This window comes from Nocardia sp. NPDC059240 (assembly GCF_042753865.1).
Lineage (GTDB): Bacteria > Actinomycetota > Actinomycetes > Mycobacteriales > Mycobacteriaceae > Nocardia.
Genome location: NZ_JBHZAC010000001.1, coordinates 1,167,107 through 1,187,667, shown reverse-complemented (window position 1 = coordinate 1,187,667; position 20,561 = coordinate 1,167,107). Strand labels below are relative to the sequence as shown.

Annotated in this window: 21 protein-coding genes and 1 pseudogene; 14 read left to right on the top strand and 8 right to left on the bottom strand. The window is 62.8% G+C overall.

The features are described 5' to 3' along the window. The first annotated feature begins 24 nt into the window (after positions 1-24). The 11 genes from ACFXHA_RS05565 to ACFXHA_RS05515 all read left to right on the top strand — a co-directional run bounded on the left by ACFXHA_RS05565 (position 25) and on the right by ACFXHA_RS05515 (position 10,597). Positions 25-1,530, top strand: a complete 1,506-nt coding sequence (locus ACFXHA_RS05565) for an AMP-binding protein (protein WP_379353228.1) — start codon at positions 25-27, stop codon at positions 1,528-1,530. 74 nt (positions 1,531-1,604) lie between these two features. Further along, the gene (locus ACFXHA_RS05560) at positions 1,605-2,789 is read left to right on the top strand and encodes an acyl-CoA dehydrogenase family protein (RefSeq protein ID WP_379353226.1); all 1,185 of its coding nucleotides are present in this window, start codon (positions 1,605-1,607) and stop codon (positions 2,787-2,789) included. Continuing rightward, entirely contained in the window at positions 2,786-3,808 is a 1,023-nt protein-coding gene (locus ACFXHA_RS05555) for a phosphotransferase family protein (RefSeq protein ID WP_379353224.1), read from the top strand. Before ACFXHA_RS05560 ends, ACFXHA_RS05555 begins: the two co-directional genes overlap by 4 nt. A gap of 91 nt (positions 3,809-3,899) precedes the next feature. After that, positions 3,900-4,661: an SDR family NAD(P)-dependent oxidoreductase gene (locus ACFXHA_RS05550; RefSeq protein WP_379353223.1), complete on the top strand. Its 762-nt coding sequence runs from the start codon at positions 3,900-3,902 to the stop codon at positions 4,659-4,661. Then, the gene (locus ACFXHA_RS05545) at positions 4,658-5,410 is read left to right on the top strand and encodes an SDR family NAD(P)-dependent oxidoreductase (protein WP_379353221.1); all 753 of its coding nucleotides are present in this window, start codon (positions 4,658-4,660) and stop codon (positions 5,408-5,410) included. Before ACFXHA_RS05550 ends, ACFXHA_RS05545 begins: the two co-directional genes overlap by 4 nt. Positions 5,411-5,526: 116 nt before the next feature. Next, positions 5,527-6,288, top strand: coding sequence for a 3-oxoacyl-ACP reductase FabG (gene fabG, locus ACFXHA_RS05540; protein WP_379353219.1), 762 nt, complete (start codon positions 5,527-5,529; stop codon positions 6,286-6,288). A 19-nt stretch (positions 6,289-6,307) separates the two neighbouring features. Then, positions 6,308-6,760, top strand: a complete 453-nt coding sequence (locus tag ACFXHA_RS05535) for a MaoC family dehydratase (protein WP_379353218.1) — start codon at positions 6,308-6,310, stop codon at positions 6,758-6,760. A 47-nt stretch (positions 6,761-6,807) separates the two neighbouring features. After that, positions 6,808-7,668 carry an enoyl-CoA hydratase-related protein gene (locus ACFXHA_RS05530; RefSeq protein ID WP_379353216.1) on the top strand — a complete coding sequence of 287 codons (861 nt, stop codon included), beginning with the start codon at positions 6,808-6,810 and terminating at the stop codon, positions 7,666-7,668. Positions 7,669-7,792: 124 nt separating this feature from the next. Continuing rightward, positions 7,793-8,455, top strand: a complete 663-nt coding sequence (locus ACFXHA_RS05525; RefSeq protein ID WP_379353214.1) for a TetR/AcrR family transcriptional regulator — start codon at positions 7,793-7,795, stop codon at positions 8,453-8,455. Positions 8,456-8,459: 4 nt separating this feature from the next. After that, entirely contained in the window at positions 8,460-8,747 is a 288-nt protein-coding gene (locus ACFXHA_RS05520) for a putative quinol monooxygenase (protein ID WP_379353212.1), read from the top strand. 350 nt (positions 8,748-9,097) lie between these two features. Continuing rightward, the gene (locus tag ACFXHA_RS05515) at positions 9,098-10,597 is read left to right on the top strand and encodes a wax ester/triacylglycerol synthase family O-acyltransferase (protein ID WP_379353210.1); all 1,500 of its coding nucleotides are present in this window, start codon (positions 9,098-9,100) and stop codon (positions 10,595-10,597) included. A gap of 137 nt (positions 10,598-10,734) precedes the next feature. Here the strand turns inward: ACFXHA_RS05515 and ACFXHA_RS05510 are convergent, their stop codons facing one another. Next, positions 10,735-11,073 carry a winged helix-turn-helix transcriptional regulator gene (locus ACFXHA_RS05510; protein WP_379353208.1) on the bottom strand — a complete coding sequence of 113 codons (339 nt, stop codon included), beginning with the start codon at positions 11,071-11,073 and terminating at the stop codon, positions 10,735-10,737. Between the two features lie 203 nt (positions 11,074-11,276). Here ACFXHA_RS05510 and ACFXHA_RS05505 point away from each other — a divergent pair, with 203 nt between their 5' ends. Together ACFXHA_RS05505 and ACFXHA_RS05500 are read left to right on the top strand one after the other, a co-directional pair. Further along, positions 11,277-11,933: an FMN-dependent NADH-azoreductase gene (locus ACFXHA_RS05505; protein ID WP_379353207.1), complete on the top strand. Its 657-nt coding sequence runs from the start codon at positions 11,277-11,279 to the stop codon at positions 11,931-11,933. Positions 11,934-12,105: 172 nt separating this feature from the next. After that, complete coding sequence (locus ACFXHA_RS05500) at positions 12,106-12,747, top strand: DsbA family oxidoreductase (protein WP_379353205.1); 642 nt, start codon at positions 12,106-12,108, stop codon at positions 12,745-12,747. Between the two features lie 370 nt (positions 12,748-13,117). Here the strand turns inward: ACFXHA_RS05500 and ACFXHA_RS05495 are convergent, their stop codons facing one another. The 7 genes from ACFXHA_RS05495 to ACFXHA_RS05465 all read right to left on the bottom strand — a co-directional run bounded on the left by ACFXHA_RS05495 (position 13,118) and on the right by ACFXHA_RS05465 (position 19,680). After that, entirely contained in the window at positions 13,118-13,702 is a 585-nt protein-coding gene (locus ACFXHA_RS05495) for an ATP/GTP-binding protein (protein WP_379353203.1), read from the bottom strand. Further along, the gene (locus ACFXHA_RS05490; RefSeq protein WP_379353201.1) at positions 13,695-14,072 is read right to left on the bottom strand and encodes a DUF742 domain-containing protein; all 378 of its coding nucleotides are present in this window, start codon (positions 14,070-14,072) and stop codon (positions 13,695-13,697) included. Before ACFXHA_RS05490 ends, ACFXHA_RS05495 begins: the two co-directional genes overlap by 8 nt. After that, positions 14,069-14,509, bottom strand: coding sequence for a roadblock/LC7 domain-containing protein (locus tag ACFXHA_RS05485; RefSeq protein WP_379353200.1), 441 nt, complete (start codon positions 14,507-14,509; stop codon positions 14,069-14,071). The genes ACFXHA_RS05490 and ACFXHA_RS05485 overlap by 4 nt, the downstream gene beginning before the upstream one ends. Beyond that, positions 14,502-16,793, bottom strand: coding sequence for a nitrate- and nitrite sensing domain-containing protein (locus tag ACFXHA_RS05480; RefSeq protein WP_379353198.1), 2,292 nt, complete (start codon positions 16,791-16,793; stop codon positions 14,502-14,504). Before ACFXHA_RS05480 ends, ACFXHA_RS05485 begins: the two co-directional genes overlap by 8 nt. 391 nt (positions 16,794-17,184) lie before the next feature. Further along, a complete protein-coding gene (locus ACFXHA_RS05475) occupies positions 17,185-18,219 on the bottom strand; it encodes an MBL fold metallo-hydrolase (RefSeq protein ID WP_379353196.1) in 1,035 nt (344 codons plus the stop codon). A 261-nt stretch (positions 18,220-18,480) separates the two neighbouring features. Continuing rightward, complete coding sequence (locus tag ACFXHA_RS05470; RefSeq protein WP_379353195.1) at positions 18,481-19,098, bottom strand: GNAT family N-acetyltransferase; 618 nt, start codon at positions 19,096-19,098, stop codon at positions 18,481-18,483. 414 nt (positions 19,099-19,512) lie between these two features. Next, entirely contained in the window at positions 19,513-19,680 is a 168-nt protein-coding gene (locus tag ACFXHA_RS05465) for a hypothetical protein (RefSeq protein WP_379353193.1), read from the bottom strand. Between the two features lie 138 nt (positions 19,681-19,818). Here ACFXHA_RS05465 and ACFXHA_RS05460 point away from each other — a divergent pair. Next, a pseudogene (locus ACFXHA_RS05460) lies at positions 19,819-20,370 on the top strand (lipase family protein); the annotation flags it as partial. Between the last annotated feature and the right edge of the window lie 191 nt (positions 20,371-20,561).

Sequence of the window (20,561 nt, the reverse complement as noted above, 5' to 3'; positions counted from 1 at the left end):
GCAAGGCGCAGAAGGGAATCAACGATGATTTCAGCGGACGACTTCCATCCCGTCAGGGCTATCCGAGACTTCGCGCGAACCTTCCCGGACCGCGTCGCGTTGCGTTGCGCGGACTCGACGCTCACGTTCGCCGACCTCGACGCTCGAGCCAGCCAGGTCGCCCGCGCCTTGTTGCGGTCCGGCGTCACGCGGGGTGAGCGAGTCGGGTATCTGGGCCGCAACTGGCCGGAGTTTTTCGAGGTGCTGTTCGGGTGCGCCAAGATCGGGGCTGTCCTGGCTCCGCTGAACTGGCGTCTCACCACCGCCGATCTCGCTGAGTTGATCGCCGACGCCGAGGCTCAGATTGTCGTGACCGACAGCGAGTTCGCCCTTGCTGCGCCATCGGATGTGACTCGACTGACCATCGGTCAGGGCTACGAGGCATGGCGTGATGCCGAGGGCACGGTAGATCCGGGCACTGTGTCCGGTCCCGACGAGACGTTCATCCAGTTCTATACATCCGGCACCACTGGTCTGCCCAAGGCCGTGATCATCACGAATAGCAATCTGGCCCACTTGTTCCGGGCCGCCGCACACTGGCGTGTCGATTCGGAGTCACTGGTGTCAGTGGTGATGCCGCTATTCCATATGGGCGGCTCAGCCTGGGCGTTCGTAGCCTTGTTCTGCGGGGCCCAGTGCGTCCTGGTTCCGGAGTTCGATGCCGCCGCACTAGTAGTGGACCTAGGGCGGCTGAAGGTCACGAATGTGCTTGTTGCTCCTGCAATGTTGCAGATGATGGTCGATGTTCTGGGCACCGGGACCGCGGACTTCTCGGCCCTGCGTTCGATCGTGTACGGAGCGGCACCGATTTCGTTGCCGCTGCTGCATCGTGTCCAGGAGTGCTTCGACGCGCCGCTGATCCAGGTGTTCGGGTTGACAGAGACCTGCGGGGCCGTGGTGCAACTGGATCCCGAAGACCATCACGGTGAACTGCTGGCCGCGGTCGGCAAGCCTTACCCCTGGGTGGAAGTCGAGATTCGCGATCCATTCACCGGAGAACGGTTGGGGCCCGGGCTGGACGGTGAAATCTTGATCCGTTCGGGGCAGTGCAGCAAGGGATACTGGCGGCGTCCGGAGGAGACCGTGCGACTTCGTGTCGCTGAGGACTGGCTGAGAACTGGTGACGTGGGCCATTTCGACGCCGCCGGATACCTTTTCATCACCGACCGCCTCAAGGACATGATCATCACCGGTGGTGAGAACGTCTACCCCGCCGAGGTGGAGCGGGTGCTCATCAGGCATCCGCAGATTTCCGAGGTCGCCGTGATCGGGGTTCCGGACCGCATCTGGGGTGAGTCGGTGACAGCGATCGTCGTGCCCCGCCCCGGATCGGAACTGACCGAGAACATCTTGATCAACTGGTCGCGGCCGCGGCTGGCGGGCTTCCGCCGCCCGCGTCGGGTCGTATTCGTCGATGAGCTGCCGCGCAACCCGAGCGGAAAAGTACTCAAAGGCGAACTGCGTCAGTACTTCCCGAACCACCCGCAGTGACGCGTGCGGCGCCGACCAGTGATGTGTAGCCAGACCCAGACGAAGGAGTATCCCATGATCGAGCGGACGTGCTCATGACCATCCAGTTCGAATTCGACGAGAAGGTCGTCGCCATCGCGCAACGGACCGAAAAGCTGGTGCGCGAGGAAGTCCTACCTGTCGAGTCGGAGTATTCCGGATCCGCACACGCACTGCCGGACGGACCGCGGGAACTACTGCAACGCGCTGCCAAGGAGTCGGGGGTATTCGCGCCGCATGTGTCGTCGGAGTTTGGTGGTCTGGCACTCGACATGCGGGACCGCGCACCGGTTTTCGAGGCGGCGGGCTATTCGCTGTTCGGTCCGCTCGCACTGAACTGCGCGGCGCCCGACGAGGGCAACATGCACCTGCTCGAGCGCGTGGCCACGTCAGCACAGCGTGAGCGCTTCCTGCGTCCGCTGGCGACGGGGGAATGGCGTTCATGTTTCGCGATGACGGAGCCCGCCCCGGGCGCGGGCTCGGATCCGAGCGCATTGGCCACGACGGCTCAGCGGACGTCCGCCGGGTGGGTCATCAATGGACACAAGTGGTTCATCACCGGCGCCAACGGCGCTGATTTCGCCATCATCATGGCTCGCACCAGCGGCGAACCCGGTGACCGCGGTGGCGCGACCATGTTCCTGGTGCCCACCGGCACACCCGGATTCACCCGCACGCGCGACATCGACACGCTCGATGAGAGCATGTTCGGCGGTCACAGTGAACTGACATTCGACAGCCTCGAGGTTGGCGACGACGCTGTCCTGGGCGAGGTCGACAAGGGATTCGACTATGCCCAAGTGCGGCTGGGCCCTGCGCGTATGACGCATTGCATGAGGTGGTTGGGTTCAGCGCGTCGGGCCGCCGACATCGCCATCGACCGTGCCAACGAACGGCGTGCATTCGGTGGGCGGCTCGGCGAACTAGGCATGGTGCAGCAGTTGATCGCCGACAACGAGATCGATATCGAGGCGAGTCGTGCACTGATCCTGCGAGCCTGCTGGGAGCTGGACAGTGGTGAGTCCGGCGCGCAGATCACCTCCATTACAAAGACTTTCGTCGCAGAGGCGGTCAACCGAGTGGTTGACCGAGCATTGCAGGTCTGTGGTGCGCTCGGCATCTCCGGCGATGCACCGCTGTCGAGGCTCTACCGAGAGGTCCGGCCTTTCCGAATTTACGACGGGCCGTCCGAGACGCACCGGTGGGCGATCGCGAAGCGCGTCCTGCGGGAGGCGCGATGACCGCCGCAGTCCCCGAAGGGCTGGATCTCCTCGCGCTGAATCAGTATTTCGCCGATCATGTTCCCGCGGTGAATGGAGATCTGCGGGCATCGCTGTTGGCTGGTGGAAAGTCAAACCTGACCTATCTCCTCACCGATGGAACGCGCAAATGGGTCTTGCGCCGCCCACCGCTCGGCCCGCTCACACCCACCGCGCACGACATGGCTCGGGAGTACCGGGTTGTGGCCGCGTTGCACGGGCAGGGCGTTCCGGTCGCCGAGCCGGTCGCCCTGTGCGAGGACGTCGGCGTGATCGGCGTTCCGTTCGCGGTGGTGTCCTATGTCGAAGGCAGGACTCTGCAAGACGGACACGAGGCAGCGGAGCTGCCAGCAGCGGAGGCGCGATCGTGCTCGGAGGCGCTCGTCGACGCACTGGCGGACTTGCATGCCGTCGACTTCGACGAGGTCGGGCTGAGCGACTTCGGCCGTCCGGCAGGGTATCTCGTTCGCCAGGTACGACTTTGGCACAGCCAGTGGACGCGCGTCGCGACCCGTGAACTGGACCAGCTGGGGCGACTGCACGACGCACTCAGGGCCGCCCTTCCTGAACAGGCGGGCGAAACAGTCGTACACGGCGACTACCGGTTGGACAACACGATTCTGGACGCACAGGATGTCGGCCGAATCAACGCGATCGTCGACTGGGAGATGGCCACGTTGGGCGACCCACTGGCAGATCTCGGGCTGCTGCTCGTGTACTGGGACCAGCGAACGGAACCGGTGTTGGGCGTGCGGCACGCCCCGAGCGCCAACCCCGGATTCCTCACCGCCGACGAGTTGGCCGAGCGCTACGCCCAGCGGACTGGGCACAGGCTCGAGAATCTCGACTTCTACCGTGCACTCGGCTATTTCAAGCTCGCCGTGATCGCCGAGGGCATCCACCAGCGCTTTCTTGCCGGAAAGACGGTCGGCGACGGATTCCAGACCGTCGGCGATGCCGTTCCCGTTCTGGTCGACGCCGGCCTGGGGGTCTTGTCGTGACCGTTGCAGGCGGTCGCGCCGGTGCGCACCCGAAGGGAACTCTCACACCCTCGGGTGTGCACCGGTAATTCATTGGAACAGAGGAGAACTAATGCAACTAACGGGAGCCTGCGCCCTCGTGACCGGCGGTGCGTCCGGCTTAGGACGCGCCACCGTCGAACGTCTGATCACTGCTGGTGCCCGCGTCGCGATCGTCGATCTGCCCACCTCGGCGGGAGCACAACTGGCCGAAGAGCTCGGCACCGCAGCTGTTTTCGCACCTGCCGATGTCCGCGACCAGGACCAGGTGCAGGCCGCGGTGTCTGCCGCCAGCGATCTGGGCCCATTGCGAGTTGTCGTCAACGCCGCGGGCATCGGTGACCCGGCTCGCACGATCGGCCGCACAGGTCCGCTCGAGTTGGACCGATTCGTGCGTGTGGTCGAAGTCAACCTGATCGGCACATTCAACGTCATCCGCCTGGCTGCAGCAGCCATGGCAGCAACCGAACCGGTTGCGGGGGAGCGGGGCGTCATCGTGAACACCGCTTCGGTGGCTGCGTACGACGGTCAGATCGGTCAGGCGTCGTACTCGGCGTCGAAGGGCGGGATTGTCGGCATGACGTTGCCCATCGCGCGCGATCTGGCGGGATCGCTGATCCGGGTCATGACGGTTGCTCCGGGCATGTTCGCCACGCCGATCCTGCGGGGACTGTCCGACGACGCTCGCGCGTCGTTGGAAGCACAGATTCCACACCCTTCGCGGCTGGGCGATCCGACCGAATACGCCGCACTCGTCGAGCACATCATCGCCAATCCGATGCTGAACGGTGAGACGATCCGGCTCGACGGCGCAATTCGGATGGCACCGCGATGAGCCGGACAAACGGATCCCGGGCTGCGATCGTCACGGGCGCGTCGCGCGGGATCGGCGCTCTCATAGCCGAGCGCTTGGCCGCGGAGGACTGGGATCTGACCCTGTGCGCTCGATCCGAGGATTCATTGCGAGCGGTCGGTGGGAGGCTCCGTGACGAATACGGCACGGACGTAGTCCAGGTAACCGCGGATATGTCGAACGAACAAGACGTGATTCGCGTGATCGAGGAACACTGTGCGGCATACGATCGCCTCGACGCGCTGGTGCTCAACGCGGGCATGGGGTCGATCGGCCCGTTCGCGGATTTTCCAGCGCGTCGCTTCGACAAGCTGTTCGCCGTGAATGTCCGCTCGGCCTACGTGATGGTTCAGCGCGCACTGCCACTATTGCGGGCGACAGCGGGATTCGCCTCTCAGCGGACTGCGAAAGTCATTGCCGTGTCGTCGATGACTGGCCTCGCCGGTGAACCTCTGAACTCTGCGTACGGTGCCACCAAGGCGGCGCTGACGTCTCTGTGCGAGACCTTGAACGTCGAGGAGTCCGAGGCAGGAGTCATCGCGACAGCGGTCTGCCCGGGCTATGTCGCGACCGATATGACTGCGTCGCTGGCCGACAAGGTCTCGCCGACAGCCATGATCGACCCCGCCGACGTCGCTGAGGTCGTGGTCTCGCTGACCCGATTGAGCGGCTCTGTTGTAGTTCCGTCGATTGCGATGACCCGGCCGGGCTCGCACCTCTGGCGGGCCTGACCCAAGTACCTCACCAGTGTCCACCATACTTCTTAATTCTATTTAATAGAGTGGACACTCAATACAATAAACGGGTACCATCTGGACCCAACCAGCCAATATCAGGAGTAGAGAAAATGACCACTGACACCGTCCGCGCCGCAATCGTCACCGGAGCCGCACGTGGCATCGGCGCGGCTACCGCGAAGCGGCTGGCTGCCGAGGGATTCGCCGTTGCGGTTCTCGACCTCGACGAGGCGGCCGGCAAGGCGGTCGTTGCGGACATCGAAGCAACGGGTGGTAGGGCACTCGCGGTCGGTGCCGACGTCTCCGACGAGGACAGCGTCACCACTGCAGTGCAGCGAGTCGCGACCGAACTCGGCGCGCCCGCGGTGCTGGTCAACAACGCCGGAATCATCCGCGACAACATGCTTTTCAAGATGACCGTCAGCGACTGGGACGCGGTGATGAACGTTCACCTGCGTGGTGCCTTCCTGATGAGCCGGGCGGTGCAGTCGTTCATGACGAACACCAAATGGGGCCGCATCATCAACCTGTCCTCCACCTCGGCGCTCGGCAACCGCGGTCAGGCCAATTACTCCGCCGCCAAGGCTGGCTTGCAGGGCTTCACCAAGACTCTCGCCATCGAGCTGGGCAAGTTCGGCATCACCGTCAACGCGATCGCGCCCGGATTCATCGAGACCGAGATGACCGCGGCGACCGCCGCGCGGATGGGTATCTCGTTCGAGGAATTCCGCGACGCTGTGGTGCAGCAGATCCCCGTCGGACGGGCCGGCAAGCCCGATGACATCGCGAACGCGGTGGCCTTCCTTGCCGGAGACGGTGCGGGTTTCATCACCGGCCAGACCCTGTACGTCGCCGGTGGTCCGACGGTCTGATCAGGCAGGAACGCGAAACATGAAGATTTTCAACGGAATCGCCGAATTCAAGCAGGAGATCGGCCAGCATCTCGGCTATAGCGACTGGTTCACGCTGACCCAGACGCAGGTCGATCTGTTCGCGGATGCAACTGGTGATCACCAGTGGATCCACGTGGATCCGGAGGCTGCGGCCGCAGGGCCTTTCGGCGCTCCGATCGCACACGGGTTCTTGACTCTGTCGCTGATGCCGGTGCTCACGGAGCAGATTTGGCGCATCGATGGATTGAAGATGGGAATCAACTACGGCTGTAACAAGATTCGCTTTCCATCGGTGGTGAAGGTCGGCGATCGGGTTCGCGCCGGCGCGGTGCTGAGCGCTGTCACGCCGACCCCGGCGGGGAGCCAGATCTCGATCGCAGTCACCGTTGAGATCGATGGCGGTGCCAAGCCGGGCTGCGTGGCTGAATGGCTACTGCTGCTGGTGGATTGATCTCGCGGTCGTGGGCCCGAGCGACGACTGAACGAAAGCGACAAATCATGGAATTCACCGAGATCGAATACTCTGTCGACCAGACGACAGCGACGATCACACTGAACCGTCCCGAAAAGCTCAATGCGTTCACCTACACCATGGCGCGAGAGATCGTCGCTGCGTGCGATCTGGCGGAAGCGGACGACGCAGTCCGGGCTGTTGTGATCACCGGTAAGGGGCGAGCCTTCTGCGCCGGCGCTGACCTCGATCCGAACGCGGGCGAATTCGACAAGGCTCGATACGACGGCGCCTACTTCGACGACGGCGCTCCGCGTGATGGCGGTGGCTTCGCGTCGCTGCGGATCGCGGCCATGCGCAAACCTGTGATCGGGGCGATCAACGGGCATGCCATTGGGATCGGGTCGACGCTGACCTTGCCTATGGATATCCGGATCGCCTCCGAGAGTGCGCGATTCGGCTTCGTTTTCACTCGGCGCTGCCTGACGCCCGAGGCGGGATCGACCTTCTTCCTGCCTCGGGTCGTAGGCATGTCTCGAGCGATGGAATGGGTGGCCACAGGCCGAATGTTCGGCGCGGAGGAAGCTCTGCAGAGCGGCTTGGTTTCGCGGATATGCGCCGACGCCGATTTGCTCGAAACCGCATATGCACTCGCCACCGAGATCGGTGAGAACGTGGCGCCGGTCGCCTTTGCGGCAGCCAAGCAAATGATGTGGGGAATGTCCGAGTGGGGCAGTCCGTGGATCGCACACCGGCAGGAATCCCAAGTGCTCATGGATCTCGTCGGCTCCAAGGACTTCGCCGAGAGCGTGTCCGCGTTCTTGGAACGGCGCAAGCCGAACTACACACTCGGTCCCACCGCGGACTTTCTCACCACGATCCCCGCTTGGCCCCAGCAGCGGGACTGAAACCGCGATCAGCGGTGGCGAAGATACGAGCAGGAAGAGCCGAGGAGGTGATCGGTGTGAATCGGCATCGACGGTTTGCGTTGTCCGAGCCAGCGATTCGGCAACGCCCGGTAGGGGCTGCACGATGACGTCGACACCGGTTCGTAAGCGGGGCCGCCCGCCCGCGGCAGAGACCGCGGAGACCAGGGAGCGGATCGTTGAGGTGGCCGCAGATCTGTTCGCAGAGAAGGGGTTCCACGGCGCCGGGGTCGCGGAGATCGGTGATCGTGCCCAAGTGCAACGTGGGGCCCTCTACTACCACATCGGTTCGAAAGAGGAGCTTCTGTTCGAGATCCTGCGGGGCTACATCGATCTGGTGGACGCGGACGCCAGGTTGATCTCCGAAAGCGAAGGGGATCCGGTCGACAAGCTCCGGCGACTCATGCGCAGCCACGTTCGATTGATCATCACTCATCGCCGAGAAGTGACCATTCATCTGCGCGATGTTTCGGCCTTGACCGGCAACCGGGCACGCGACCTGCAACGACTCGGGGCCGACGTCCGGCAGCGGTGGCAGGACGTGATGGAGGCCGGCTACGCGATCGGTGCTCTGCGCACCGCCGACCGTGTCATTACGAACAGCATTCTCAGCATGCTGAATTCAGTGATCTTCTGGTACCACGAGGAAGGCGAACACGGCCCAGACGCCATCGCCGAGCTTATTGCCACAACAGTCTTGGACGGACTGATTCAGTCTCCGTCATCGGTCGCGATCAGCGAGTCCACCACCATGAAAGTCGAGGAGTAAACACATGATCGCCATCATCGCTGACCTGAGCATTATCGAGGGTCGTGGCGTCGAGTTCGAACTGCTGGTCGCGGGTCTGGTCGAGCAAGTCGCGAACAACGAGCCGGGCAACCTGATGTACCGGCTATTGCGTTCGCAGACCGAGCCGGACCAGTACAGCCTGGTCGAGATTTACACCGACGCCGCGGCTCTCGCGGCCCATCTCGGATCCCAGCACTTCCAGTCGGGGGCCCGCAAGCTCGCCGAGTTCTTCGCGGCCGCACCGAAGGTGAGAAATTTCGACGCCGTTTGAGGCGCGCGTCCCTCGGCCCGATTCGGAAGCCGTTGTGGCGGAGAGCGTGTCGTCTCAGGAGAATCGCGCTGATCCCCTCGTGGTCGTCGGGCTTGTGGCCTTTGGCGTGGCGGCAGTGCTGTTGGCAGTTGCCGCCGTCGTCATGGCCAATGCCAGCATTCACTAGATCAGCCGAATATAAGGGTGACCGAAGCCAACGGGGGCGGTCGGTCGACAGATGAATATCGCGCCCGTGCCGTGACGCACGGAACTCAGTGATCACCGGGATCGGTTCGCTGTGTCCGTCGTCGTGGCTTCCTCACGACCGGCGAACGCTGTCCCGGGACAGTCGACGAGGTCGGGAGGACTCCGTGGAGTATCCGAATATCACCGTTCTTAGCCCCAAGGGCACGAACGTCAGGACCGCAACACCGGGAGATGAACTGGCTGCCACGGCCGGTGTCAGTCCCGTTCCGGCATTGGTCATCCCCACTGCGACGACGCCGGGGGAACCACGCCAGCTCAATTCGCTGGACATGCATTTGCTGGACAGCGAAACAGACTGCACGCCAACGCATATTGGCGGCATTATGATCTTGGACTCGGCCAATGCTCCGGATGGCCCGCTCGATGTCGGTTCGTTGCGTCGACTGTTCGCGGAGCGGCTGCATCTGCTTGCTCCGCTACGTCGTCGGGTCCGGACCGTCCCTCTGGGTTTGGACGTGCCGTACTGGGAAGATTGCACGACAATCGATCTCGGTTATCACGTGCGCGACGTCCGGCTCCCTGAGGGTGCCACGGACAAGGACGTCGCCGAATACGTCGGACGGCGGCATGGAGAGACGCTCGACCGGTCCCACCCGCTGTGGGAATTCCATCTGCTCTCGGGGCTTTCCGGTGGCAGGCAGGCGGCCTACCTCAAGCTGCATCACGCACTGCTCGATGGCGTGTCGGCTGGTGAAGTCCTGGGCTCGATCCTCGATCCGATCCCAGGCAATCCGCCACAGCCGCTGCCCGCCACCGGACTCCGTCGCGATAAGACGCTGTCCATCCTCGAAATGCTCACCCGGACAATCCCCAACACGATCAACCGGCAGGCTGTACGTGTCCGATCGGTGGTCGAAGCCGGTCCCGGGCTGTTGCGCACGGTGGAAGACCTCTGGTCGAAATACCGCGCTGAACCGTTCACCGGGCCGCTCACGCCACGGCGTGAGGTTGCGTTCGCCTCGCTCCCGCTGGATCAGATCAAGGCAGTGAAGTCTCGTGTCGACGGCACCATCAATGATGTTGTGATGGCCGTTTGCACTGCCGCACTAAGGCTTTGGCTGCTCGACCACGGGCAATCCGTCGAAAAGTCGTTGCTCGCCGCGATTCCGGTGTCGATCCGCACCAACGACCAGATGGGCACAGCCGGTAACCAGTTCTCCCTCATGTTCAGTGAACTGCCGGTCGGCGAACCAGATCCGGAGCATCGCCTGAAATTGATGCATTGCGCCATGCTGGAAGCCAAGGAGCGGTTTCAGTCGCAATCGCCGACCATGCTGCACCAGGTGACGTCGATGTTGACGCCGCTCCTCCACGGACTGACGACCCGCGGCCTGCTCCGCGCGACCGCACCGATCCTGCCCCTGACGAACCTCCTCATTTCGAATGTCCCAGGACCGACGGCTCCCGTGTATCTCGGCGGCGTTCGTCTACTTGGCAACTATCCGGTGTCCGCCTTGGCGGAAACCTTCGGCGGTCTGAACATCACTGCGGTCTCCTATGCCGGCTACGTCGACTTCGGTATCCTCACCTGCGCCGACATCATCGAGGATGCCTGGGAGATTGCGCATTACCTCGAGGTCGCTCTGGCCGAGCTCGCAGGTTAGTACTCTCAACGCCAGCCTCGCACATTGATCAAACCCGGAGCGACGGAGTGACTTGCGCCGTTCCGGGGGTGCCTGTTGAGTCCTACAAACGCCAGGTTGCCGAACCGCTCAGTGAGAGAGTCGATTTCATGCCCGCTTCACGCTGAACTGGCGGCGTCGAATTGGGCTTGGTTCTGCTGGATTTCCTCGTGGTGGGTGCCTGCCCAATCGATGAGCGCGAGCATGGTGTCGAGCAGGCTGGTTCCGAGGCTGGTGAGGGCGTACTCGACACGTGGAGGGACCTCGGCATAGGCGGTCCGGGTGATCAGGCCATCGCGCAGAAGCTGCCGCAAGGTGAGGGTCAGCATCCGTTGCGAGATGCCCGGAACGCCGCGCTGCAGGTCCGTATAACGCGACGCGCCGTCCTGCAGTGATGCGACGACCAAAATGGTCCATTTGTCTCCGGTCCGTTCCAGGACCTGCCGGATGATCTCCACGCTCTCAGCAGGCCATCGAGCACAGATCCCGGGTGGCGCGACGCCGGGCGTCGGGGGGATTGGGGCGTTCCTCACGCACATTTCCTTTCGGTACGCACATCAATGTGCCTTTTGTATCGCCTTCGATTCTGACGCATCATGTGGCTACGCACAAATAGTAATAAATGTGCTGAGCACTTCTCTTCAACCAACGGAGGCATCTCATGGCAACTCTCCTGCACATCGACTCGTCGGTTCTGCCGGTGTCCGATTCGGCTTCTCGCGCCGTCGCAGACACGTTCCGGACATCATGGCTGCAGCAGCACCCGGATGGGTTCGTGATCTACCGCGACCTCGCCGCGAATCCCGCCTCACACATTTCCGCTGCCGCGCAGCATGCCGGCTACCTCAGCCCGGAGGAGCACACGGTGGAGCAAGCTGCGGCGTTCGCTGAGCGCAAGGAGCTGATCGAAGAACTCGAGGCCGCGGATGCGGTACTGATCGGCGCACCGATGTACAACCTTTCAGTACCGTCCACCCTCAAGGCGTGGATCGACAATGTCGTTCTCATTGGTCGAACCGCCATGGGGGCTGCCACCCTCGCTGGCAAGCCTGTGATCATCATCGCCAGCCGCGGCGGTGCCTACGGACCGGGCACTCCACGCGAAGGCTACGACTACGTACAGAACTATCTCCGAGGCGTTTTCGAAATGATGCTGGGTATGGAGGTCGAGTTCATTGTTCCGGAACTGACGGGTGCGGCGGTCGACCCGTCGATGTCGGAATTGCTCCCGATGTATGAGGAGTCGCGCTACCGAGCTCACGACGAAGCTGCGACGCGGGCGCAGAACCTGGCCGCGAAACTCGTTGAGGCTGTGTAGAACTCGGTCGATAGGTCGGAAGAAAGGTGCAACGCCATGGCTGAAACCGAAGGCCGAACGGCCGATACTGCCGAAGATACGCCGACAACCTCTCTTGTAGTTGTCGACACGACGAACAGCGATGCCTGCGCCGTCGATGGCGCCGGATGCTGAAACGAGAACGGAGACAGTCATGAAAGTCGAAGTCTGGTCCGACCTCGTTTGCCCGTGGTGCTACATCGGTAAGCGACGCCTGGAGCACGCGCTTGCTCGGTACGAGCACGCAGCTGACGTCGAGGTGATCTGGCGTAGCTTTCAGCTCGACCCGACGCAGCTTCGCGGCGAGAACATCCCGACCTTCGAGATGCTCTCCCGCAAGCATGGCGTCACCGCGACCCAGGCCAAGGCTATGAACGACCGCGTCACAGATCTTGCCGCGGCGGAGGGGTTGGCCTACCGGCTCGACAAGGCCGTTACGGCCAACACCTTTGACGCCCAACGCTTGACTCACCTGGCCGGTGCACATCACCTGGGCGACGCGATGCACGAGCGACTTCTGCGGGCGGCACTAATCGAAGGTGAGCCGATTGACGACATTGAGGTATTGGTCCGCCTCGCAGTCGATGTCGGGTTGCCCGCCGAGGCTGCTCGGTACACGCTTGAAGCCGGGGAATTCGCCGATCAGGTCCACGAAGACATCAGCCAAGCCAGGGCGCTCGGTGTAAACGGTGTCCCGTTCTATGTTGTCGATCGCGCCTTCGGGATGTCCGGCGCTCAATCGGTCGACACAATCCTCGACGTCCTGCGCAGAGCGGATACGTCGCTCGCGCCCTGATCACCCACGTCAGATACATCAGACCTGGAGCGATTCGCGGTCGCATCAGATCGGGACGGCAGGGTGGCCAACCGACGTTCCGTTTCGTGAATATGGCTGCTGCCCAGCGGTGCCCGAGAGTGAGGGCACCGCTGGGTTTGTCGTAATCGACCCCGAGGACCGGGGATTGTGCCAACGACTCATAACCGCCTAGTCAGTTCGAGTCGATACAGGAATCGTCACATCTGGCGAAAATCATCGACGGCGCAGGGGGATTCGCGCGGTGCCTTCATGCGGTGCGGTGCCTGGCGGAACTGGCGGGTAAGCCCGAGTACTCGCACCAGGCATCGATCAAACCCAGTGTGGCAGCTGTGTATATGGAACAGCTTGATCAGTTGAGCGCCCTCGTCGGGGATGCGCTGGCAATGAGGTACTCGAGCAACTTGACGAGCACCAGCTTCGCAGAGTCGCGATTGCGGGCGTCGCAGAGTTGAACCGGTACTTGGTCTGGGACATCCAGCGCAGTGCGCACTTCGTCCTCGTCGTAGAGGTCTGCTCCTTGGAAGCAGTTGACGGCGACAATGAAGGGGATTCCGCGGGATTCGAAGAAGTCGACCGCAGCGAAGGACTGATCGAGCCTACGGGTGTCGGCGAGGACGACCGCTCCGAGTGCGCCCATCGACAACTCGCCCCACATGAACCAGAACCGCTCCTGGCCCGGTGTACCGAACAGGTACAGGACGAGCTGCGAGCTGAGGGTAATCCTGCCGAAATCGAGTGCGACGGTGGTGGTCGTCTTGGACTCGACACCGGTGAGGTCGTCGACCGACGTGCTGAGGTCCGTCAGACGTTCTTCGGTTCGAAGGGGCGGGATCTCGCTGGTAGCCCCCACGAAGGTCGTCTTGCCGGCACCGAAGCCGCCCGCGACAAGGATCTTGACGGATTGGACACCGAGTTCCGGTGCAGTATCACGCATTGCGAATTCCATCGAGCACCGCCTGCAGGAGTCCCAGATCCGGGTTGTCGAATGTTGTGGTGGGTGACCGGTAGATCAGATACCCCGCAGCAATCAGGTCGCTGACGAGCACCTTGACAGCAGCGAGCAGAAGGTTCAGATGAGCGGCGATCTCAGCGATCGAGACCGGTCTCCCTTGACACATCCGGAGGATCTCTTCGTACTCCCGATCCAGACTCGCGGTATCTGTCGCAGAGTGGACCGCGACGACCAGCGTGATCATGTCCAGCTCATGAAGGTTCCGTCCAGCCCGCCCGCGGGTTACTGCGAACGGACGGACAAGCGGGCCGGGATCGTCATCGAGCCAATGGTCATGGTCGTCGTATGTCATGGCCGCTGCTGAGTCATCGAGCCGGACATGCGCACACGTGGCGACGCGGATAGCTTGTCCCCGACCTGCTGCACGATCACATTCATCTCGTAGGCAACCATGCCCAGATCCGAGTCCGCCGAGGCGAGCAGCGCCAGGCACGCGCCGTATCCGGCCTCGGTCACAACCAGGTAGCCGTATTCGAGCTCAATCACCGTCTGCTGCACAGCGCCTTTCGCGAATTGGCTGCCTACTCCGCGAGCCAGGCTGCCGAGCGCTGCAGCCATCGCTGCAAGATGCTCGGCCTCTTCACGTACGACATTCCCGGACCGCGCGATCACTAGTCCGTCTTCGGAGAGGACCACCGCCTTCTCAGCGCCGGCCAGCCGGCCGACCAGGTCGTCGAGCAGCCAATCGAGGCCGCTCACCGAGGCACCCAATGCGGCAAAGTTATTCATTCCCGGGCCATCCATTTCGATTCATAGTTTGGGTGTCGAACCCGCGTCCTTGACGGGTTCCCTTCTGCAGGGACGACATGGCGTTTCGCGCGTCTGCTGCGCTGCGGCGTGCCGCCCTGGCCGGGCTTGTCGGCGGTCCTTGTGAAAGAGCGTGCTGCGTTGTCGTGTCCTCGATCTGCAGTTGTGGTGCCAGGTGGGTTTGCCGCGCGCGCTTGGGTAGCGGGGCCCGGCCCCTTTCGCCCGAGCTCGATGTTCGGACCACCGTGAGAGGGCGCTCGGACGGTGCTATTTCGACCTGGATGGACGCGAACGATTCTCGTGCTGGCTGCGGAGGCAATAGGCTCTCGGGCTCGTAGTAGGGCTCGTAAAGATCAGGCATGTCTTCGGTACTTGTTGGGGCGACCGGGTGGAGGGGGCTGTTGGATGCGAGAAATCCCTGTTCGTCAACTACGTTGTGTTGAGCTTCGGCGATTCCGTCCAACAGCGCAGCGGGTATCAGGGTGACCGCGCTGATGCCGCCGTAGGCTGATTCCGAGAGCTTCACCTTGATGTTGTGCCGTTGCGCTAGCTGGCCGACGACGAACAAGCCGAGTTGTCGGTGACCTGTGCTGGCCATCTGCTGGAAATCGGGTGGGCTGACCAGCAATTCGTTGAGCCGGTCCCGATCATCCGGTCGGATTCCGAGCCCTTGATCCTCGATCTCGATGACCGCGCCATTGCCGACCAGATTGCCGCGCAACGCGACCGGAGAGCCAGGCGGAGAGAAGGCCGTAGCATTGTCCACCAGCTCTGCGAGCAGGTGGATGAGGTCCGCGACGACCTTGCCGTGCACCGAGACTTCCGGGAGCCTGACCGCATTCACGCGGGCGAAGTCTCGTGTCTCAGAGATCGCGCTGCGCGCGATGTCCTCGAGGCTTACCGGGCGGCGCCATTTGCGGCCTGGCTGACCGCCGCCGAGGATAAGCAAGTTCTCTGCATTGCGGCGTGCGCGTGTCGCCAAATGGTCGAGCTGGAACAGTAATTCGAGGTGCTCGGGATCGTCCTGCTTGGACTCCGCGGTGTCCAATACTGCGAGCTGCTGATGAACCACGACCTGACTGCGCCGGGCGATGTCCAGGAAGACCTTGTTGAAGCCGTTGCGGGTCTGCGCTTCTGCCGCCGCGGCGGTGAGGGCGGCCCGCTGCGCGGAATAGATTGCCTCGGCTACCTGCCCGAGTTCGTCACTGCCCTCGTCTGCCCGGCCGAGTTCACTGTCGACGTCGACAACGTGCCCGTCCTGCAATCGCTGCATCATCGACGGAAGGGTGTGTTCCGCCAACTCGAGCGTCTTGTTCCGGAGCGACTTAAGCCGACGGACCAGCGACGTGGCGATCCTGATTGAAATGAGTAGCGTCACAACGGCGACGGCAAGGGCAGCGATGCCTGCGATCGAGGATTGCTCGATTTGACTATTCGCCTCGGAAGCGGAGACGTCCTGCGCGTGACGATAGCTTTCGGACCAGAGTGTGCGCAGTTTGTCGCTGATACGGGTTTGCGCCGCAGTCCATTCGGCCGATGGAACCGATAGCGTTCCTGTCGCGCTCAGCCCTTCGTCCGCGGTCGATACCAGTTGCCAATCCGGACCCGCAGTCAGCTGCCCGTACAGGCTGCGCGAGGCGGCGGTCATTTGCGGTGTCGTCGCATCGAGCTGGCTTCGGAAGCCACCGACGAACTGCTGATACATGAGCCGTTCGCGTGGTGCCAAAGCGCCATCGTCGGCGATTACAGTGCTGGCCAAGCCGACCGATCGGGAATGTAGGTCGGCGGCGTGGAGGAGATACGCAGCGACCATCTCTACCCCGACGCTCTCGGGATCCTTGGAGGCGCGTCCCATGTCGTTCAAGCCGGTCACCAGCGTGCTGGTCAGATCGGAGTACACGCCGTCGATATCGGTCGGCGTTGCACGGTGCTCGTCAACGGACTTTCGGATCGTCGGCAGTTTTTGAAGAGCAGCGATGAACGCGGGGAAGCTTCGGGAAACCGCCTCGGAGTTGAGCTTCTGCAACTCGGGCCCGACGTCGGTGGTCCTCTGCAGGACCACGTCGGTCGTCGTCCGCAACGCCCCGAGTTTGCTTGCGGCCGTGGAGTCGCCGGTAGCGGCGAGCAGACTGTCGGTTCGTTCCTCTTGAAGCGCGAGGACGAAGTCGAGCAGCAGCGGAATGTGGCTGCTGAGCGCGTCCGACCACTGCCGCGCCTCGATCCCGTCCTTGACGAGGGCGGCCGAGAACGTGCCGCCCATGATCATCAGCGCCGCACTGGGGACTAGAACGAGGGCCAGGACCCGAGTGCGGATCGATCCGGGACTGCGCACTCGGTGCCAAATGTTCCGGAGGTAGCTGGTGCCACCGGAACCTCGGTCCACTGCTGCGTCGGTGGCTGCCACCCTCATTACGCGTATGTCTCCTCGCGGTACTGCTATCACGCTCTGACTCGCCTCATTTGCCTCCCCGAGGCACGGGCGTGAGCTAGGTTACTGACCGATTGTCAGGATCGCAATGCGGGGTTCGCCTGAAAATGCAGATCACTCGAGCTGTTGCATGTCCCGAAGTTGTTCTGCAGGAACGTGTCCCGCTGTTCTGATGCTTCTACCTGTGGTTATCCGAGCTGTAGATTGCCGACTTGGTGTCAATGCACGCCTACGTGCTTAGCGCGTATGCCCGCACGTCGGTGTGGTCGGTGTAACTGACGCGGCCGAGCATTGTGAGCACATCCAGATGCGCGCGAACCTCGGTGACTGCGGACAGTTGGTGATCGATCGGCAGCTCGTCCAGTAGTCGATTCCGCCGAGTCCAGCGCAATGTCTGAGCCACCTCGTAGGTGGTGGCGGCCCCATTGGCGACCGCGTCGCAAATCTCGTCCAAGCGTCGTTGGTGGTGGTGCAATAGCTCGTCCACGCGCCTGTGGCTGCTGACGGTCACCGGACCGTGGGACGGTAGGACGACGGAATCCTGTAGGTCGTGGACTAACTCCAGAGAGCGGATGTAGGAGCGAAGTGGATGCGGCTCGGGCATCCATTCGAGACCGATCGATGGAGTGGCATGCGGCAGAATGTGGTCGCCGGAGAACAGCAATCGGCTCTGGTTGTGGTGGAAAACGACGTGTCCACGCGTGTGGCCGGGTGTTGAGATCACTTCGAGCTCCCCATCGCGGAGCTCGATTCGGTCGCCGTGGTCGAGCCAGCGGTCGGGTGGTCCGAATGAGATTCCGGACTCGTTCTCCGGTGGCTTGGTGCGTGCGAGTTCCCGGGCGAGTCCCGGTGCTCCGCAGCGACCCAGTAGTTGGGCGTGGTTGGGGAACCTGCCTAAACGACTACGGAACTCGGTGATGCTGTGGCGCTCGTCGTGGCCGGTCAACAACTCGACCCCGAGCGTGGCGCGCCAGGCGTACGCCTGTGAGTAATGGTCCCAATGGTGGTGTGTGGCAAGGCAAGTGGTGACGTCGTCCAGGTTGTAGCCCAGCTGGCCAAGTGCCGCGCGCATGGCCTGTTCCGTGTCCGGCCCATACCAGCCCGGGTCGATGACGATCAGTCCATCGATCGTTTCGAGAATGTAGGAGTTGACAGTCCCGAGCCCGTCTAGCGGGATTGGAAGGGGCACGCGGTGTATCCCCTGGATGATCTCGTAGGCACCTGGCTCCGTCCAATCCTCAGGCTGCTCGGTTACCGCGGGCATATGAAGCACCTCACTCCGGTCCGTACGGACATTTCGACCACTACTGACTCTATGTCAGATGCGGGGCCCGTCGGGATTGTGATGACCTTTCGGAGGTTTGGGCTGGCACACTTCCGGCTTCCGAGCCACCGGCATCACCTCCACCGGTGGCTACGCTGCCAGTCAACACGAGGTCAAACCGGCAACTGGATTCGGACACATCCCTTCTGGACGAAGCGCCACCCGCTGATGCGGGCGGCGAACTCGCACCGGTCGGTCGCGCTAGTCGAGCCCGCCCGGCGGCCGCCACATCGGCCACAGCGGCGGCGCGCTAGGCGCGGTGTCGAGTTCATCAGCGGACTCGAAGCCGAACCGCTCGTAGTAAGGCACGTTGTCAGGCCGACTGGACTCGAGATATGCCGGAATTCGATCGATGTCACAGCGGTCGAGGCGTGAGTTCATCAACGCCTGTCCGTAGCCGAGGCCGCGCGCGGAAGGCAGTGTGCCAACGAAGGCGAGATACCAGTGCGGCTCCCGAGGGTGCACTGTTGCCATTCTGTCCGTCGCTCGGCCCGCCAGCATCAGCCGGCCCCGGAGGGCGTAGATCAGGCCCGGAAGCTGGGGGAGACTGGCGTACTTCGAAATGTGCCAGGTGCCGGGCGGTGCCCAAGCGGCGGCTCCCACCATGGCCCCGGCATCGTCAAACGCAACCTCTACCCCACCGTGGCGCAAATAATGGTGGCGGACGAGCGTGCCGAATAGAGCGGCCGCGCGACGTGGCCGTTCCGCATCCTGCGGGATCATCCAGGTGATCATCGGATCATCAGAGAACGCTGTGCCCAGCACGCGCGCAAGTTCGGGGACATCCGGAATCAGTGCCGGACGGACAGAAACCTCCATGCGGCCAAGCTAACGACCGAACGGGACCGCTTCGTGAATTGGAACGAACCGGTAGGGTTTGGGTCGTCGGCGCTGCGATTCGTTCCACAAGCTGCATGAGGTTGTCGGCGATCCAGCCAGAGTGTGCTGGTGTCGGCAAGGATGGAATCGCCTGTATCGCAAGGGATTGAGTGGTGCCAAGTCGACTATCGAAGCTGTGGTGGTCTCGGGAGAGTCTGCTCGCAACTGTGGATCGACGAATTCGACACTCCGGGAAAAGAGTTCGTGACTGTTTGGCCCGGTCGGATCAACCGCTTGTCTTGGTGATACGGATGATATGTAGGTGGCCGCCGATGTCCCCGGGATAGCGTCGGGAGATGACGGTGACGGGTCGCCATCCCGTTTCGGTGAACGATCGAATTCGTGCGTGTGTGGCTATTTCTCCTGTGCCAGTGAGGGTTTCGAACGTTCTCGCAGCGCTTCGTTGTCGTCGGGATGGAAGGTGATCGGGTCGCCGGCACGCTGCCAGTCGATCCAGTCGGGGACGCGGCTGATCCATTCGGCGATGACCGGTATGGAAAGTCTCGGCGAGTAGGCGAGCAACGCAGTGAACTTCGTGCCTGCGGGTCTGCTTGGTCCTGCGACGCCGACGGCGATCTTCGGATACTCCGGCGGCGCAGGTGGTAGTGAGTTCGCCGCCCACTATGCGCCCGAGCTGAACCTGCACGGGGGGTCGCCGCGGGCGGTGTGACCGTGGATATCGCCGCGACCGCGCGGGCGATCGACGGCACCTTCTCCGGATCGCTGGCCCCAGCCGCGGCGCTGGGCCTCGGCCGCGCCTACCCCGAACTCGGCATGGAGTCCTACTTCCTCGATCCGGGATTCCGCAACACCGTCGGCAATGCGTGCCTGCTGCAACCTGAGTCGGCGTACCCGATGATGCGTTTGTCCGACCACACCGTGACCCCGGGCGGTGTCGGGCTGCTTGACATCCCGGCGATCGCCGATGTCGCCGCCGGTTTGCGGGCGGGAGGTTACGGTACGCCGTCGATGCCACCGTACATCTACCACGCCATGAACGACGAAACCTCACCCATTGGCGATACCGACGGTCTCATCGGTGACTATTGCGCCCGCGGAGTCAACGTCACCTACCACCGGCTGCCAGGTGTCGAGCACCTCACCGGCAATGTGGCCGGGAGCCCCGCCGCCCTCGACTGGATCGGCCAGCGCCTGACCGGTGCTCCGGCAGGCAGCACCTGCGGCATGCCCGGTCAAGCAATCATCGGATAGCCGACGGGGGCGCAGCGTGCGGCTGAATAATGCCGTGTGAATCGGCGGTCGGGCCGGTTCGTCTAACGCTCGCATTTCGCACAGGTATGTGCTGAGTAATTCGAGACCATGGCTGGTTTTTCGTCTTGCCTGGTCTGTATCTGTCGATTGTTGCGATTCTAAGAATTCGATTTTGAATCAATTAAGAAAAT

What these genes read in the sequence shown, in the direction of transcription:
- ACFXHA_RS05565 (WP_379353228.1), top strand. Translation starts at nt 25, where the DNA reads ATGATTTCAGCGGACGACTTCCATCCCGTCAGGGCTATCCGAGACTTC.
- ACFXHA_RS05560 (WP_379353226.1), top strand. Translation starts at nt 1,605, where the DNA reads ATGACCATCCAGTTCGAATTCGACGAGAAGGTCGTCGCCATCGCGCAA.
- ACFXHA_RS05555 (WP_379353224.1), top strand. Translation starts at nt 2,786, where the DNA reads ATGACCGCCGCAGTCCCCGAAGGGCTGGATCTCCTCGCGCTGAATCAG.
- ACFXHA_RS05550 (WP_379353223.1), top strand. Translation starts at nt 3,900, where the DNA reads ATGCAACTAACGGGAGCCTGCGCCCTCGTGACCGGCGGTGCGTCCGGC.
- ACFXHA_RS05545 (WP_379353221.1), top strand. Translation starts at nt 4,658, where the DNA reads ATGAGCCGGACAAACGGATCCCGGGCTGCGATCGTCACGGGCGCGTCG.
- fabG (WP_379353219.1), top strand. Translation starts at nt 5,527, where the DNA reads ATGACCACTGACACCGTCCGCGCCGCAATCGTCACCGGAGCCGCACGT.
- ACFXHA_RS05535 (WP_379353218.1), top strand. Translation starts at nt 6,308, where the DNA reads ATGAAGATTTTCAACGGAATCGCCGAATTCAAGCAGGAGATCGGCCAG.
- ACFXHA_RS05530 (WP_379353216.1), top strand. Translation starts at nt 6,808, where the DNA reads ATGGAATTCACCGAGATCGAATACTCTGTCGACCAGACGACAGCGACG.
- ACFXHA_RS05525 (WP_379353214.1), top strand. Translation starts at nt 7,793, where the DNA reads ATGACGTCGACACCGGTTCGTAAGCGGGGCCGCCCGCCCGCGGCAGAG.
- ACFXHA_RS05520 (WP_379353212.1), top strand. Translation starts at nt 8,460, where the DNA reads ATGATCGCCATCATCGCTGACCTGAGCATTATCGAGGGTCGTGGCGTC.
- ACFXHA_RS05505 (WP_379353207.1), top strand. Translation starts at nt 11,277, where the DNA reads ATGGCAACTCTCCTGCACATCGACTCGTCGGTTCTGCCGGTGTCCGAT.
- ACFXHA_RS05500 (WP_379353205.1), top strand. Translation starts at nt 12,106, where the DNA reads ATGAAAGTCGAAGTCTGGTCCGACCTCGTTTGCCCGTGGTGCTACATC.
- ACFXHA_RS05495 (WP_379353203.1), bottom strand. Translation starts at nt 13,702, where the DNA reads ATGCGTGATACTGCACCGGAACTCGGTGTCCAATCCGTCAAGATCCTT.
- ACFXHA_RS05490 (WP_379353201.1), bottom strand. Translation starts at nt 14,072, where the DNA reads ATGACATACGACGACCATGACCATTGGCTCGATGACGATCCCGGCCCG.
- ACFXHA_RS05485 (WP_379353200.1), bottom strand. Translation starts at nt 14,509, where the DNA reads ATGAATAACTTTGCCGCATTGGGTGCCTCGGTGAGCGGCCTCGATTGG.
- ACFXHA_RS05480 (WP_379353198.1), bottom strand. Translation starts at nt 16,793, where the DNA reads ATGATCATGGGCGGCACGTTCTCGGCCGCCCTCGTCAAGGACGGGATC.
- ACFXHA_RS05475 (WP_379353196.1), bottom strand. Translation starts at nt 18,219, where the DNA reads ATGCCCGCGGTAACCGAGCAGCCTGAGGATTGGACGGAGCCAGGTGCC.
- ACFXHA_RS05470 (WP_379353195.1), bottom strand. Translation starts at nt 19,098, where the DNA reads ATGGAGGTTTCTGTCCGTCCGGCACTGATTCCGGATGTCCCCGAACTT.